Origin of the sequence: Priestia megaterium (genome assembly GCF_023824195.1) — a bacterium.
GTDB lineage: Bacteria > Bacillota > Bacilli > Bacillales > Bacillaceae_H > Priestia > Priestia megaterium_D.
The window spans coordinates 1,491,429-1,504,636 of sequence record NZ_CP085442.1 but is presented as its reverse complement, the minus strand read 5'-3'; the positions used below and the strand labels follow the sequence as shown (position 1 = coordinate 1,504,636).

Below are 13,208 nucleotides of genomic sequence, written 5' to 3'. Positions count from 1 at the left end.
AACGTAGGCTTACTGTATGTAGTTGCTTCTAGTTGTTGATTGGAGGGCAAGACGAAGACTCCTGCGGGAAAAGCGGAACAGGTGAGACCCCGCAGGAGCGTATGCGACGAGGAGGCTCAGCGGCCGCCCGCGGAAAGCGAAGTCTTGCACGAAAATCAACTGCGGTGTCACAAGCGGTTCAGCTCATGTATACTAGTTGTTGGTCTTTAGATTGGATCCATTTAGTTATGTCTTAACCCCTTTTAAAATATTAAAAATTTATTATTAAAACCTAGTAATGTCACTCATTGATAAAAACTTAAGCCTTCGTATCTTCTTTATTTAATATCAGCCATTTGATTTTTCGATCTCGCTCTTTTCTTTCTTGTTCATCAACCAAATCATATTTCTTCAGCAAATGAAACATCTCGTTTAATGTTGTTTGCGAAGGATTTCGTACGAGAAACTCATGAAATAACGAGCGAACATCTTCTGGCAGCCATTGTGACTGCGAGTTAAACTTCTGTTTTACATCTTCTACCGAGTGGTCTAAATTACATTTACCCATACCTTTTCCTCCCCTTTTATGTAACTGTTTTGTACTGCACTTTTCATTTTTTAGTCTTCTTTGCGTTTAAACGTATTTGGCATAACAACTGCCACAACTTCTCCGGTCGCAACAATGATGTCACTCGCGTATACTTCTGTTTTAACTCTCCATTTCTTCGGGTGAATTTCTTCAACCGTTCCTATCGCTTTTAGTACTTCACCCTGTGGCGTTGGTTTTTTAAAATCTACGTGGAGAGAACCGGTAACAAACCGCGGCGGCTCTGCTGAGTCTCCTATTTCGTAGCCATTTTTACGGTATAGAGCAAGAGATGCAGAGCCTGTTCCATGGCAATCAATCAGTGATGCAAGAAGTCCGCCATAAACAAATCCTGGTATGGCTGTATGTTCAGCCTTAGGTGTATAAAGGGTAATTGTTTTTTCACCTAACCATCCTGTCCGAAAATGATAGCCGTCTTGATTTAATCGGCCGCAGCCGTAACACCATGCAAAATCATCCGGATATTCGTCTTGAATCGCTTTTACTACTTTTTCCATGGTTCACCACTCCTTTTTTCGGAATATTTTAACACATTTTCTCCTACAATCGTTAGAACTAAACGGACTATTTTCAAGCTTAAATAACTAAAAATTATAGAAGAAAAGCCTCACTTAAAAAATAAGTGAGGCCTTATAGTTAAAATTCTTCATAAGCAGCGGGGTCTTGATTATTAAGTCTTCCATCCTCGCGGTTCAATTCTGAAATCATATTCATTTCAGTTTCATCTAAAGAAAATGAAAAAATGGATATGTTTTCAAGCTGCCGCTTGCGAGATGACGATTTTGGAATTGAAATCGCCCCTAGCTGATAATGCCATCGCAAAATCACTTGTGAAACTGTCTTATTATGACGGTCGGCAATTTGTTTAATTGTTTCATTTTCTAAAACAGCACTTGCTCGCCCTAGTGGACTCCAAGATTCAATTTGAATGTTTTTCTCTTGATACCAATTTCGATATTGATGTTGATTAAAAAAAGGATGCAGTTCTATTTGATTGATACTTGGTAAAATGCCGGTCTCTTTTTCCAAGCGCTCAATATGCTCGGGAAGAAAATTACAAACACCAATTGAACGAATTAAGCCCCAGCGCTTCGCATCAATCAATGCTTGCCAAGCTTCTACATAATGATCTTGTTTAGGATTAGGCCAATGAATAAGATACAAATCGTAATAGTCTAAATTCGCGCGATATAAAGATTCTTGGATGGTAGGAATTGCTTTGTCATACGTATGGTATCGCCCTGGGAGTTTAGACGTAACGAATAATTCTTGTCTAGAAACCGATGTTCTTCGGAGAGCTTGCCCTACAGTGCCTTCATTTTCGTAATTATAAGCAGTATCAATTAGACGATACCCTACATCAATCGCACTCGTTATAGCGTTGACGCCTTCATTTCCGTTAAGCTTGTATGTACCAAAACCTATAGCAGGCAAGGTTACCCCGTCATTAAGGGTTATTTCAGGAATTACTTTACTCATTATTATCCACTCCTTTCGATCATGTCCTAAGGTTAGCATATATTATCCAATACTTGAATAAATTTGCACCACTCATTTTTACAAAGGAGTGATGCTTTCAAACAATCAAAAAAGTGATTACGGAGAAACCTCCGTTTTAAACTCGTTAACGTCGCACTTTTCTGTTTCTTTCTTGTTTTTAGTTAACGTAAAGAAAGCTACAAAACCCAAAAGCGCCGTACTAAATAAAATAGCAGCCATCGGAATCGCTGTGGTTTCGTTAATACCCACTAAAGGAGAAACAATTGATCCTAAAGTTAGTGGAAGCATGCCTAACACGGCACTCGCACTTCCTGCTCTATGTCCTTGATTTTTCATTGCCAATGTCACGGAGCCTGTGATCGTCATTCCTATAGAGATCATGTAAATAAAAATGGGAATAACAATCGTAGCAAGCGGCCCTTTAAGCATGGTCATGATAAGAAGTACGCTAGTAGCACTTACAGCCGTAATCACGGCAATGCGAAGCAGGCTTCTTTCATGAAGAATTCCGCTAAAGCGCCCAATAATAAAGCTTCCAGTCACAATGGCCAAGCCGTTAATGCCAAACAAAATGCTAAAAACTTGCGGAGAAACATGGTATATCCCTTGATAGACAAACGGAGTGCCTGATACATAAGCAAAGCTTCCTCCGTGGACCAGTCCGACAATTAAGGCATACCCAATAAAAGAACGGTCTTGTAATAAACTGCCCATTGTGCGAACGGAATGACCAATTGAACTTGGCGTTCTATTTTCAATTGGCAAAGTTTCTTTTAAACGCATTGAGATTGTTAAAACAATTAAAAGACCTATTAAACTTAAAAACAAGAAAATAGTATGCCAGCTTGCAAAAGGAAGAAGTAAAATAGCACCTCCGGCCATTGGTGCTATCATTGGTGCAAAGGCATTGATAACCATTAACAGAGCAAAAAACTTCGTAAGCTCTCTTCCACTAAAAACGTCTCTGACAATGGCGCGAGAAAGAACAACTCCTGCCGAAGCCGTAAACCCCTGCAAAAAGCGTGCGATGACTAAAGCCGTGATAGTAGGAGCCAGCGCACAGAGCAATGACGATAACATAAATAAAGAGATGGAAATGAGTAAAGGTCCTTTTCTTCCCTTCGCATCACTGATTGGACCAATCACGATTTGACCAACGGCAAGTCCTAGTAAACACGATGTTAAGCTAAGCTGTACAAGTGAAGCTCGCGCATCTAAATGATCAGCAATAGCAGGAAAACTTGGCAAATACATATCGATATTAAGCGGACCTAATATCGCAAGCGTGCTGAGAAGAAACGCCAATCCTAGACGTTTTTTTCCAGTTGGATTATGAAGCATAATAGCAGAGCACCTTCCTTACCTAAATATTGTATTTTCACAGATAACCTTTAGTCTATTGAAAGGCATCTCTTCTGTCTAGGACATTTGTCTAAAGATGTAGGTAAAGTTCCACTCGCAAAAAAGGATGTATGAGTGATGACATGCGGTTGATATTCAAAAAACAACGCTTGAAATATCCTTAAGATACTTCAAGCGTTGTTTGAGCGTTTGTTATATACTATCTAATGCCTGCTGTAAATCTTTCATAATATCTTCCCAAGCTTCCAGTCCAACTGATAAACGAAGGAGTTCGTTTGAGATTCCCATTTCTTTCCGAGCTTCTTCCGGCACAACTGCATGCGTCATAGAGGCAGGATGCTGAATAAGTGTTTCAGCATCTCCAAGACTTACTGCAATGGAAATGAGCTTAAGCTGATTGACCACTTTTACGGTTTCTTCATAACCTCCTTTCACTTCAAAGGAGAGAAGCCCCCCTCCTTTTTTCATTTGCTTTTGCATAAGAGAATAAGCAGTGCTCTTTTTATCACCTGGATAATAAACGGCTTTTACCTTGGGATGGAGACTTAATTGTTTTGCGATATGTTCAGCATTCTCACAGTGACGATCCATTCGAACGGCCAGCGTTTTTAAGCCTCGGAGTAACAGCCAAGCATCAAATGGTGAAAGAATGCCTCCGATATCTTTTTGCGTCGTTTTGCGCAGTACGGAAATAACCTCTTCGTTCCCTACTACAATCCCTGCGACAACATCTCCGTGTCCACCAATAAATTTAGTTGCGCTATGAATGACTAAGTCGCATCCAAGCTTCAGCGGCTGTTGCAAATAAGGAGTTGAAAAGGTATTGTCTACTACCACGGGAATTCCCTTTTGTTTGGCGATAGAAGTAACTAACTCTAAATCTACTAAAGTCATAGTCGGGTTAATCGGTGTTTCAATATAAATACATGCTGTATCTTCTCTGATAGCAGCAAGAATTTCTTCCTCATTTTCCAAGTTGGAGAAAGAATGATGGATTTGATATTTTTCCTCAAGCATTTCCAGCAGACCAAACGTACATCCATACACTCCTTTAGAACATAAAATATGATCGCCTGCTTTTGTAAGTCCAATCAATACAGCCGATACTGCGGCCATTCCTGATCCAAATGCCAAAGCGGCTTCTCCTTCTTCAAGCTGTGCCATACGCTCTTCTAAAATGGTGACCGTTGGATTAGATAACCGGGAATATACATAACCATTTTCTGCTCCGCTAAACCGGTTTGCACCTTGTTCTAGAGATGAAAATGTAAATGTAGACGTTTGATAAATAGGCGGAGCTAAACTATCAAAATGATGTTTTGATTCATACCCTGCGTGAATGGCTTTTGTTTCAAACTGATATTTCTCTTTTTCGTTCATACGGCTTCCCCCTTATGCAAACAAGCGCTGTGTCATTTTAAAAATGTAAGCGTTTTCTTTTATTATATTTCTCTTTTCTTTTTTCGTTCCCTGCCTCTCCATGTAGATAATTCCATCGTAGAGAAAGAAGCGACATGCACATTGCACCTCGCTTTACTTCATCATTTGTTTAATTAGTGCTGAATTACGCTTTTTAAATACTTCATTATGAGAAGAAACCATAGCCGCCTTAGCAGCTGAGGGCTGAACGAATTGTTTTGCTTTGTTTACGGCATTAGCAGCATCTTGAAAAGCACCGGTAATTAAATGGACTTTTCCTTCGTGCATGAGAATGTCTCCTGCTGCATACATGCCTTCTACAGACGTTTCGCTTGCTGCGTTACCTGCAACATAGCAGTCATCAATGGTTTTAATATGTAATTCACTGCTTTTTAACAGTTCGGTGTCTCTTTCATAACCGTGATTAATAATAACTTCGTCAATCGGCAAATAAGAAATTTCACCGGTTTGATGATTAGTCAGCTCAACTTTTTCAATAAATTCATGCGCCGCATCAGCCACTAATTTTGTAATAGATGTGTTAAGCAGACACCGAGCTGAACTGTTTATTAATTGTCTCACCTGTGCTTCATGACCGTTTAGTTCACTGTTTCGGTACGAAATATATACTTTTTTAGCAACGGACTCTAGCTCATTTGCCCAATCAATGGCTGAATTGCCTCCCCCGGAAACAATCACCGTTTTATTTTTAAAATGCTGCAGAGATTTAACCGTATAGTTTAAGTTTGATATTTCAAATCGTTCTGCCCCTTCAATTTTGAGCTTTTGCGGATTTAAAATACCTCCTCCGACAGCAAGGATAATGGTTTTAGAGTAATGGTGTTCACCTGAAGAACTCGTCAGCTGGAAAGTACCATCTTCTAAGCGGGAAATGGATTCAACTTTCTCATTTAAAACAACAGTTGGATCAAACGTCAGCCCTTGTTCAACAAGCTGTTCAATAAGCTTCGCACCAGAAATAGGAGTTTGTCCTCCTACATCCCAAATCATTTTTTCAGGATAAACGTGAAGTTTTCCGCCTAGCTTGGGCTGATATTCAATTAGCTTTGTTTTCATTTCTCTTAGTCCACTATAAAAGGCAGAGTAAAGGCCAGCAGGTCCCCCGCCTATAATTGTCACGTCAAACAGTTCGTTATGTGTCATGAACACCCACTCCTTGCAATTAATTGTTATTGATTATCATTCTCATTTGAATATACATCTTCTTCACCGTTTTGACAATAAAAATAACTATTGACATCCTGAAACGTTCGAATTATAGTATGTAAAGTAAACGATACTGATAATCATTATCAGGTGTTTGTTGTATTAAACGTAAACGGAGGGTCAGATATGGTTCGCCTATATACAGAGAAATTACATATTAGTTATGGTGAACGTCTAATAGTAAAGGATTTAAGCGTTAACATTCCAGACAAAAAGATTACCACCATTATTGGTTCAAATGGATGCGGCAAATCAACGCTTTTAAAAGCCATCACCCGCATTATTTCTCATCAATCCGGTTCCGTTATTTTAGATGGTGAAAATATTTCAATAGAACATACAAAAGCACTCGCTAAAAAAATGGCCATTCTCCCTCAAACCCCTGAAAGTGCTAAAGGCCTAACTGTGGGAGAACTCGTATCTTATGGACGATTTCCCTACCAAAAAGGGTTTGGGCGTCTGTCGAAACAAGACTATCAAACGATTGACTGGGCGCTTGAAGTAACCGGAACAAAAGATTATAAATTCCGGCTCGTTGACTCTCTTTCGGGCGGTCAGCGTCAGCGAGTGTGGATTGCAATGGCTTTAGCTCAAGAAACCGATATTATATTCCTCGATGAGCCTACTACCTACTTGGATATGGCTCATCAGTTAGAAGTGCTTGAGCTTCTTCAAAAGTTAAACAAAGAGCAGGAACGTACAATTGTAATGGTGCTTCATGATCTAAATCAAGCCGCTCGCTTTGCAGATTATATTATTGCTTTAAAAGATGGTGAAATTGTCAAAGCCGGAAAATGTGAAGAAGTCATTACGCATGACGTTCTAAAAAAAGTGTTTCATATCGACGCTGAAATCGGACGAGACCCGAGAACAAATAAACCAATGTGCATCACGTATAACTTATTAAGAGGAGATAACTAAATGAAAAAATTACTGCTTCCATTCATGCTCATATTCGTACTACTTATTAGTGCCTGCAGCAACGGTTCAACTGAAAGCAAAAACGATTCTAGTAAAGGAAACAGCGAATCCAAGACGATCACATATCAATCTGAAGACGGCCCTGTAAAAGTTCCGGCTAACCCGAAACGTGTTGTAGTGTTAGGCTCCTACGCAGGTAACGTCATGTCGTTAGGCGTCAATATTGTCGGAGTTGATTCATGGTCTAAAATGAATCCCCGCTTTGAAAAGAAATTAAAAGGCGTTGAAGAAGTATCAGATGAAAATTTAGAAAAGATCATTAAATTAAAGCCTGACCTAATTATTGGCTTATCTACTACAAAAAACGTTGATAAATTAAAAAAAATTGCTCCTACCGTCACGTATACATACGATAAAGTAGATTACCTTACTCAGCATGTAGAAATCGGAAAACTATTAAATAAAGAAAAAGAAGCACAAGCATGGGTAAACGATTTTAAAAACCGTGCGGCAAAAGCTGGTTCTGACATCAAAGCTAAAATTGGCGAAGATACCACGGTTTCAGTTATTGAGAACTTTGACAAGCAGTTGTATGTGTTTGGCGATAACTGGGGACGCGGAACGGAAATTCTTTATCAAGAAATGAAATTAAAAATGCCGGAGAAAGTAAAGAAAATGGCTTTGAAAGATGGATACTATGCGATTTCGCCAGAAGTTCTTCCTGAATATGCCGGAGATTATTTAATCTTCAGCAAAAACCAAGATGGAGATACATCATTTGAGAAAACAGATACGTACAAAAATATTCCTGCTGTAAAGAATGATCACGTATTTGAAGCAAATGCAAAAGAATTTTATTTTAATGATCCAATCACATTAGATTATCAACTAGATTTCTTTACTCAAAAATTTCTTGGCAAGTAATTCATTCAAGAGGAATTCTTTTTAGAATTCCTCTTGCTTTGTTTTACTAAATTTATTCTTACATGAAAAGATGGGTGTTTTATGAAAAAAGACAATCAGCGTTTCATTCCTTTTTTATATAAATTAATAGGTATGCTGCTCGTATTCATCATAATGTTTGTTTCTTCAATGGTTTTTGGGGCTGCTGATATAGCTATAAAAGATGTGTGGCTAGCACTTTCATCAAGCAGTGTAAACGAACAGATTTCGATCATCCGAGATATTCGTTTACCTCGTGAAATCGCCGCTGTTTTTGTTGGCGCTGCTTTATCAGTATCAGGGGCGATTATGCAAGGTATGACAAGAAATCCTCTTGCAGATCCAGGACTTTTAGGCTTAACTTCTGGCGCAAATGCAGCTTTAGCTGTAACAATTGCCTTTATCCCTTCTGTAAATTATTTAGGTATTACGATTGCTTGCTTTATCGGAGCTGCGGTTGGCGCAATTTTGGTGTTTGGAATTGCTGCTATAAAAAGAGGCGGTTTTTCTCCGCTTCGAATTGTACTAGCCGGGGCTGCCGTTTCAGCATTTCTTTATGCGATTGGAGAAGGCGTCGGTATTTATTTTAAAATTTCAAAAGATGTATCGATGTGGACTGCTGGCGGAATGGTAGGCACTTCATGGGAACAGCTTCAAATCATTGTTCCTTTTATTGTCGGAGGTATATTCATTGCCCTTCTGCTTTCTCGGCAGCTTACTATTTTAAGCTTAAATGAAGAAGTCGCTGTGGGGTTAGGTCAGCAAACTGCAAAAGTCAAAACCATTTTATTTGTTGTCATGATTCTTCTTGCCGGCGCTTCTGTCGCGCTAGTCGGAAACATGGTGTTTATCGGTTTGATGATTCCTCATATTGTACGAGGAATCATAGGAACCGACTATCGTTATATTATCCCTATGTCCGCTATCACTGGCGCAGCGTTTATGCTGCTCGCTGATACGTTGGCCCGAACCGTAAGTGCTCCTTATGAAACACCAATAGCAGCAGTTGTATCGATGATTGGTTTACCTTTCTTTTTAGTCATTGTTCGTAAAGGAGGAAAAGCATTCTCATGATTCACCCAGCGCTTATTAGAAAACAACGAATAATTATGATGCTGCTCACTTTTTTGATTCTTGGAACGATTGTGATAGGAATGGGGCTTGGTGATGCATCCCTTCCTTATAATAAAGTGTTTCCTACTCTTTTTGGCAAAGGGAATTTTGCAGATGAGTTCGTTCTTTTTTCAATTCGACTTCCGCGAATTATCATTACTCTTTTAGCAGGAATGGCTCTAGCTTTATCAGGCGCTATCTTACAAGGTGTTACGCGCAATGATTTAGCAGAACCTGGAATTATAGGAATTAATTCAGGAGTAGGCGTCGCAATTGCCGTATTCTTTTTATTTTTTCCAATTGAAGCTGGCTCTTTCGTGTATGCTCTTCCGTTAGTAGGGTTCATCGGCGCCTTGTTTACTGCTGGTCTTATCTATCTTTGTGCATATAGTAAAAGCCAAGGGCTGCAGCCTGTGAAGCTTATTTTAACAGGCGTAGGTTTTTCGATGGCTCTTTCTGGAATGATGGTGGTGATTATGTCATCAGCTGATCGTGCTAAAGTTGATTTTATTGCTAAATGGATCGCAGGAAACATTTGGGGGTCAGACTGGCCTTTTATATGGGCACTTCTACCTTGGCTTCTTGTCTTGATTCCTTTTATATTGTACAAAGCAAATTCATTAAACATTTTTAACTTAAATGAAGCTGCAGCTATTGGAGTCGGTATCGCTATGGAGAAAGAGCGTATAACATTGCTTCTAGCCGCGGTTGCATTAGCGGCAGCCGCAGTTTCAGTTACAGGCGGTGTGGCCTTTATTGGGCTTCTTGCTCCTCATATTGCCAAAGGCTTAGTCGGACCGAGAAACCAGCTTTTTATTCCCGTTGCCATTTTACTTGGCGGCTGGCTTTTGCTGATTGCAGATACAATAGGACATAACATTGCCGATCCTAACGGTATACCGGCAGGAATTATTGCCGCCATAATAGGTGCTCCTTACTTTGTTTATTTGCTTTTGAAAAAATAATAAACGAGGCTGAGAAATAACAACATCAATCCAATCTAAAGACAAACCAATTGAATGCATGAGCTGAACCGCTCGTTACACCGCTGTTGATTTCCGTGCAAGACTTCGCTTTCCGCGGGCGGCCGGTGAGCCTCCTCGTCGCTTACGCTCCTGCGGGGTCTCACCTATTCCGCTTTTCCCGCAGGAGTCTTCGCCTTGCCCTCCAATCGACAGCTAGAAAGAACTAAGATGAAACCTACGTTCACCATAACAAAAATAACGAACCACTAATCAAACATTTCGATTAGTGGTTCGTTTGTCACTTGGGCTAAAATACTTTTATCTCAGCTTCAGTTTTGCTTTTTTTGTCTTTCATCTGCAGCGTTCGCTCTATCCTGTGCTTCTAAATCGTTTTGGTCTGCTAATTCACGAGAAAACTCTTCATCTACTCCATCTGCTTTAGATGCAGGATAATCCGCTACCTTTTTTAATTGTTTTTTCAACTCTTTTTCATTCATTATGAACACTCCTTTATTCTAGACTGTTACTAGTATGCGTTTGTCGTTTCTGCACTATGTGGAGAAAGAAGGAATTTTACCAATAAGACCGAAAGCATACGTAATAAGAAAAAGAAAGGACGTTTTATATGATCATCATTATTACGCTCTCTATTATCATTGTATTTGTTATTTTACTGCTGTGCGTAGTTACCACTTCGAAAGCTTATGATTACAAACATACGGTAGATCCGCTTACAAAAAAACAAGACGAGAAAAAGTAGGTGCGCTCGTTTCACACCTACTTTTTGTATTACCCTTGCAGTGTTTTTAAATCATGATCATTCAATTGAAATGCTTGCTTAATTTTGTCTTCCAAGTTTTTTGTTACTCTTCGCTTCCCCACTTCAACCAGTGCGATTAAAGAAAAACTGCAGTTCACTGCTTGAGCGAAGTTTCGCTGATTCATATTGTAGTTTTTCCGAATGTTTTTTACCGTTTCTTTATTCATTTACACTCACTCCGCTTAACTCAATATACTTTTTTCTACTCAAGTTCAAGTCACATGTTCATCTAGCTGCCGACAGAGCGTGAGAAATTGCTGCTGTTCTTCTTCTTTATAGCAAGCAAACAGTTTTTCAACCCCTTGCTGCATGTCTTTCTCAGCAGCTTGAATCACTTGTTTCCCTTTGTTTGTAAGCTCGATCATAACTTTACGCCGATCTCTTTTTGAATGGTAGCGCTCCACAAGGTTCAGTTCATACAAACGTGTAATCGATGCTGTGATAACGCTTGGGCTCGCCTTCATTTCGTCTGCCACTTTGGTGACAGGCATTGTACGTGCACGTTCAACAATCAGTAAAATATGATATTGAAAAGGGGTAATTCCGTAATGCTGTAAAAGGCTTTTTACATTTGTCATTACTTTTTTGTTTAAAGATATTGAAATTCTTTGAATTTCTTCACCAAATATCAATGGATCCATCCACCTCACTTCCCCTTTCTCTCCAACATGTTTTATGATGAACTTTAGATTTCTATAGCTCCTTATGAATTTATACTTTTTGGAGCTGGAAGCATACGAATATCTTCCTCTTGAGCTTCTGATTTCTTTTCTTCGACTACTCTATCTTTACGTACGTCACGAAGGAAGAAACTTAAAATTAAACCGATAACAGAAATCGCTGTTGCCCAATAAAAGGCATCGTTAATACCTTGAATCGTACCTTGCTGCGTCATTTTTCCAGATAAAATCGTCAGCGCTTGCTGCTGAGCTTGATCTTGTGATAAATGCAAAGTAGCAGCTACTTTTTGTACAAATAAATGAAAGCTATTCATAAAGAATGGATCAGACGTATTCATGGAACTGCTGATTTCATTTACGTGATACGTTGTACGGTTCGTAAAAATGGTCGTCATTAAACTAATACCAATTGAACCACTTACTTGACGAAGCGTATTAGACATTGACGTTCCGTGACTGCTTAGCCGCTGCGGAAGCTGATTCAAACCGGCTGTCATAATTGGCATCATTAAAAGTGACATACCAAACGAGCGGATAATATAAATCGCTAAAATATGATTAAACGGTGTATCCATCGTCAGCTTCGTAAATTCAAACGTTGAAATAGATGTAATGAGCATACCAACGATTGCTAGCGGACGAGGTCCCACTTTATCAAACAATGCACCTGAAATCGGCGACATAACCAGCATAACAAGTGCGCCAGGAAGCAACAGCAGTCCTGAATCAAAAGCAGAATATCCACGGATATTTTGCAAGTAAATTGGAAGCAAGAACATACCTGCGTACATACTAATTGTAATCGCAATACTAATAATATTTGATAGTGAAAAAATATTATATTTAAACACACGCATATCCAATAGCGGCTTTTCAGATTTAATTTGTTGAAGAACAAATATAATTAAAAGAACTGCCCCGCCAATGATTGTAGAAAGAACAACTGAATCCGTCCAGCCGTCATTTCCAGCTTCACTGAATCCGTAAAGCAATAATCCCATACCTGCAAGTGATGTCACAACAGAAGGCATGTGAACTTTTACATCCTTTGGAGGCTGAATGTCTTTTAATTGAAAGAAAGCAATAATTAATACAATGGCACCTAATGGCACCATACCGTTAAAAAGGATGTGCCAATCATAGTTTTGAATAACCCATCCAGATAACGTTGGTCCAATAGCCGGTGCGAACATCATGGCTAAACCAAAAATCCCCATCCCTTTTCCTCGCATATGAGGAGGGAAAATAAACACAATAATGGTCATAACAAGAGGCGATAAGACACCTCCGCCAATAGCTTGAATTAAACGGCCGGTAAGCATAATCGAAAATGTAGGTGCAATTCCGCAAATCAATGACCCTACTGTAAAACAAAACATTGCAAATAAGAACAAGCGACGCACACCAAATCGTTCAATTAAAAAAGCTGAAAGCGGAATTAACGCCCCGTTAACAAGCATATATCCAGTTAACAACCACTGAGCTGTATTTGCCGTTACGCCAAACTCAGTAATCAAATGCGGGATGGCTACGTTTAGTAACGTTTGGTTTAATATCGCAAGAAACAAACCAAGCATTAAAACAATCAATAGCGGAATATGCTTTTTGATGGATCCATCACTTGTGTTTTCTATACTGGCTGTCATCATATTTCCTCCCTTCTTGAACTGTTG

Annotated in this window: 16 protein-coding genes; 6 read left to right on the top strand and 10 right to left on the bottom strand. The window is 39.3% G+C overall.

Features of this window, described 5'->3' with window-relative positions; all coding sequences use genetic code 11:
• The first annotated feature begins 35 nt into the window (after positions 1 to 35).
• A complete protein-coding gene (locus LIS78_RS07700; RefSeq protein ID WP_252284916.1) occupies positions 36 to 236 on the top strand; it encodes a hypothetical protein in 201 nt (66 codons plus the stop codon).
• Between the two features lie 62 nt (positions 237 to 298).
• On the opposite strand, the gene LIS78_RS07695 is transcribed toward LIS78_RS07700, so the two are convergent.
• The 6 genes from LIS78_RS07695 to LIS78_RS07670 form a co-directional block, all read right to left on the bottom strand.
• On the bottom strand, positions 299 to 547 hold the full coding sequence (locus LIS78_RS07695) for a group-specific protein (protein WP_195780692.1): 249 nt from the start codon (positions 545 to 547) through the stop codon (positions 299 to 301).
• Between the two features lie 50 nt (positions 548 to 597).
• On the bottom strand, positions 598 to 1,083 hold the full coding sequence (locus LIS78_RS07690) for a PaaI family thioesterase (protein WP_195780693.1): 486 nt from the start codon (positions 1,081 to 1,083) through the stop codon (positions 598 to 600).
• Positions 1,084 to 1,222: 139 nt separating this feature from the next.
• Positions 1,223 to 2,065, bottom strand: a complete 843-nt coding sequence (locus LIS78_RS07685) for an aldo/keto reductase (RefSeq protein WP_195780694.1) — start codon at positions 2,063 to 2,065, stop codon at positions 1,223 to 1,225.
• A 117-nt stretch (positions 2,066 to 2,182) separates the two neighbouring features.
• Positions 2,183 to 3,427, bottom strand: coding sequence for a Bcr/CflA family efflux MFS transporter (locus tag LIS78_RS07680; RefSeq protein ID WP_064471497.1), 1,245 nt, complete (start codon positions 3,425 to 3,427; stop codon positions 2,183 to 2,185).
• A gap of 213 nt (positions 3,428 to 3,640) precedes the next feature.
• Entirely contained in the window at positions 3,641 to 4,828 is a 1,188-nt protein-coding gene (gene megL / locus LIS78_RS07675) for a methionine gamma-lyase (RefSeq protein ID WP_252284915.1), read from the bottom strand.
• Positions 4,829 to 4,981: 153 nt separating this feature from the next.
• Positions 4,982 to 6,031 (bottom strand): NAD(P)/FAD-dependent oxidoreductase, encoded by a 1,050-nt coding sequence (locus tag LIS78_RS07670; RefSeq protein WP_252284914.1) that lies wholly within the window; start codon positions 6,029 to 6,031, stop codon positions 4,982 to 4,984.
• A gap of 189 nt (positions 6,032 to 6,220) precedes the next feature.
• Here LIS78_RS07670 and LIS78_RS07665 point away from each other — a divergent pair, with 189 nt between their 5' ends.
• The 4 genes from LIS78_RS07665 to LIS78_RS07650 all read left to right on the top strand — a co-directional run bounded on the left by LIS78_RS07665 (position 6,221) and on the right by LIS78_RS07650 (position 10,035).
• Positions 6,221 to 7,015 (top strand): ABC transporter ATP-binding protein, encoded by a 795-nt coding sequence (locus tag LIS78_RS07665; RefSeq protein ID WP_252284913.1) that lies wholly within the window; start codon positions 6,221 to 6,223, stop codon positions 7,013 to 7,015.
• Entirely contained in the window at positions 7,016 to 7,939 is a 924-nt protein-coding gene (locus LIS78_RS07660) for an iron-hydroxamate ABC transporter substrate-binding protein (RefSeq protein ID WP_195780698.1), read from the top strand.
• 81 nt (positions 7,940 to 8,020) lie between these two features.
• Positions 8,021 to 9,031: a FecCD family ABC transporter permease gene (locus LIS78_RS07655; RefSeq protein WP_209151292.1), complete on the top strand. Its 1,011-nt coding sequence runs from the start codon at positions 8,021 to 8,023 to the stop codon at positions 9,029 to 9,031.
• On the top strand, positions 9,028 to 10,035 hold the full coding sequence (locus LIS78_RS07650; protein ID WP_252284912.1) for a FecCD family ABC transporter permease: 1,008 nt from the start codon (positions 9,028 to 9,030) through the stop codon (positions 10,033 to 10,035). Before LIS78_RS07655 ends, LIS78_RS07650 begins: the two co-directional genes overlap by 4 nt.
• 329 nt (positions 10,036 to 10,364) lie before the next feature.
• On the opposite strand, the gene LIS78_RS07645 is transcribed toward LIS78_RS07650, so the two are convergent.
• Positions 10,365 to 10,532: a YfhD family protein gene (locus LIS78_RS07645; RefSeq protein WP_252284911.1), complete on the bottom strand. Its 168-nt coding sequence runs from the start codon at positions 10,530 to 10,532 to the stop codon at positions 10,365 to 10,367.
• A 128-nt stretch (positions 10,533 to 10,660) separates the two neighbouring features.
• Here LIS78_RS07645 and ytzI point away from each other — a divergent pair, with 128 nt between their 5' ends.
• Positions 10,661 to 10,795, top strand: coding sequence for a YtzI protein (gene ytzI / locus LIS78_RS07640; RefSeq protein ID WP_082178527.1), 135 nt, complete (start codon positions 10,661 to 10,663; stop codon positions 10,793 to 10,795).
• Between the two features lie 29 nt (positions 10,796 to 10,824).
• On the opposite strand, the gene LIS78_RS07635 is transcribed toward ytzI, so the two are convergent.
• The 3 genes from LIS78_RS07635 to LIS78_RS07625 all read right to left on the bottom strand — a co-directional run bounded on the left by LIS78_RS07635 (position 10,825) and on the right by LIS78_RS07625 (position 13,184).
• Positions 10,825 to 11,022, bottom strand: a complete 198-nt coding sequence (locus LIS78_RS07635; protein ID WP_013082432.1) for a helix-turn-helix domain-containing protein — start codon at positions 11,020 to 11,022, stop codon at positions 10,825 to 10,827.
• A 45-nt stretch (positions 11,023 to 11,067) separates the two neighbouring features.
• Positions 11,068 to 11,496 (bottom strand): MarR family winged helix-turn-helix transcriptional regulator, encoded by a 429-nt coding sequence (locus tag LIS78_RS07630; RefSeq protein WP_252284910.1) that lies wholly within the window; start codon positions 11,494 to 11,496, stop codon positions 11,068 to 11,070.
• Positions 11,497 to 11,558: 62 nt separating this feature from the next.
• A complete protein-coding gene (locus tag LIS78_RS07625; RefSeq protein ID WP_252284909.1) occupies positions 11,559 to 13,184 on the bottom strand; it encodes a DHA2 family efflux MFS transporter permease subunit in 1,626 nt (541 codons plus the stop codon).
• Positions 13,185 to 13,208 lie beyond the last annotated feature (24 nt).

Coding starts and splice junctions, on each gene's coding strand:
- LIS78_RS07645 (WP_252284911.1), bottom strand. CDS start 10,532: ATGAATGAAAAAGAGTTGAAAAAACAATTAAAAAAGGTAGCGGATTAT.
- LIS78_RS07655 (WP_209151292.1), top strand. CDS start 8,021: ATGAAAAAAGACAATCAGCGTTTCATTCCTTTTTTATATAAATTAATA.
- LIS78_RS07630 (WP_252284910.1), bottom strand. CDS start 11,496: ATGGATCCATTGATATTTGGTGAAGAAATTCAAAGAATTTCAATATCT.
- LIS78_RS07665 (WP_252284913.1), top strand. CDS start 6,221: ATGGTTCGCCTATATACAGAGAAATTACATATTAGTTATGGTGAACGT.
- ytzI (WP_082178527.1), top strand. CDS start 10,661: ATGATCATCATTATTACGCTCTCTATTATCATTGTATTTGTTATTTTA.
- LIS78_RS07695 (WP_195780692.1), bottom strand. CDS start 547: ATGGGTAAATGTAATTTAGACCACTCGGTAGAAGATGTAAAACAGAAG.
- LIS78_RS07685 (WP_195780694.1), bottom strand. CDS start 2,065: ATGAGTAAAGTAATTCCTGAAATAACCCTTAATGACGGGGTAACCTTG.
- LIS78_RS07650 (WP_252284912.1), top strand. CDS start 9,028: ATGATTCACCCAGCGCTTATTAGAAAACAACGAATAATTATGATGCTG.
- megL (WP_252284915.1), bottom strand. CDS start 4,828: ATGAACGAAAAAGAGAAATATCAGTTTGAAACAAAAGCCATTCACGCA.
- LIS78_RS07690 (WP_195780693.1), bottom strand. CDS start 1,083: ATGGAAAAAGTAGTAAAAGCGATTCAAGACGAATATCCGGATGATTTT.
- LIS78_RS07670 (WP_252284914.1), bottom strand. CDS start 6,031: ATGACACATAACGAACTGTTTGACGTGACAATTATAGGCGGGGGACCT.
- LIS78_RS07635 (WP_013082432.1), bottom strand. CDS start 11,022: ATGAATAAAGAAACGGTAAAAAACATTCGGAAAAACTACAATATGAAT.
- LIS78_RS07680 (WP_064471497.1), bottom strand. CDS start 3,427: ATGCTTCATAATCCAACTGGAAAAAAACGTCTAGGATTGGCGTTTCTT.
- LIS78_RS07660 (WP_195780698.1), top strand. CDS start 7,016: ATGAAAAAATTACTGCTTCCATTCATGCTCATATTCGTACTACTTATT.
- LIS78_RS07625 (WP_252284909.1), bottom strand. CDS start 13,184: ATGATGACAGCCAGTATAGAAAACACAAGTGATGGATCCATCAAAAAG.